Source organism: Halorhodospira sp. 9622, from assembly GCF_022228025.1.
Lineage (GTDB): Bacteria > Pseudomonadota > Gammaproteobacteria > Nitrococcales > Halorhodospiraceae > Halorhodospira > Halorhodospira halophila_A.
Genome location: NZ_JAJNRE010000093.1, coordinates 1 through 850, shown reverse-complemented (window position 1 = coordinate 850; position 850 = coordinate 1). Strand labels below are relative to the sequence as shown.

Genomic DNA, 850 nt, shown 5'->3' with positions numbered 1-850 from the left:
CCTAGAGAGCGAGGCGGGACTGCTCCTGTGGCTACTCGGGCAAAAATTTAGCGAGACCGCCACCCGCCCCCACCAACGCCGGATCAAGCAAGCGGACGAGGACACCCTCAAGCGCTGGTCGGCCAACCCCCTCTCCGCCGAGCGCTTTGAGGACATCTTCCAGGAGGGCTGAGCCAACTTCCGCCGTGTGCAACACTATGTCCAGATAGTGTTGCACATCGCCCCGCCCTCGCCGGCCCCCAGGCCACCGCTCGGCACCCGCGTGGACGATGGGCGCAACACCTCCCCCGGCAACTGTTGCAGCGGCCATGCGCGAGACCCTCTACGACGCCACCGGACGGCGCAAATACCTCACCGCCTCTGAGCGCAGCCGCTTTCTCGACGCGGCGCAACGCGCCGATCGCGAGACCCGCACCCTGTGCCTGACCCTCGCCTACACCGGGTGCCGGCTCTCCGAGGCACTGGCGCTGACCGCCGACCGGGTCGACCTGGCTGACCAGGTCATCGTCTTCGAGAGCCTGAAGAAACGCCGCCGGGGCCACTACCGCGCCGTTCCGGTTCCCGGCGACGTCCTCAACGCGCTCGATCTGGCCCACGACCTGCGCGCGCTGCAACGCGCCGGCCGGGCCGCACGGACCAGGATCTGGCCGTGGACGCGCGTGACTGGGTGGCGCCGGGTGACCAGTGTCATGCACGATGCCAGCGTCCACGGACCACACGCCACTCCCAAGGGGCTGCGCCACGCCTTCGGCGTCCAGGCGGTCAGCAGCGGCGTGCCGCTGAACCTGCTCCAGCGCTGGCTAGGGCACGCGCAGCTGTCGACCACCGCCATCTATGCGGATGCCCAGGG

Annotated in this window: 1 protein-coding gene; it reads left to right on the top strand. The window is 69.4% G+C overall.

The window, feature by feature from the left end; genetic code table 11:
• Positions 1-308: 308 nt before the first annotated feature.
• Positions 309-850, top strand: a 542-nt coding sequence (locus tag LRG07_RS13735) for a tyrosine-type recombinase/integrase (protein WP_238642761.1), incomplete at its 3' end; no start/stop codon positions are given.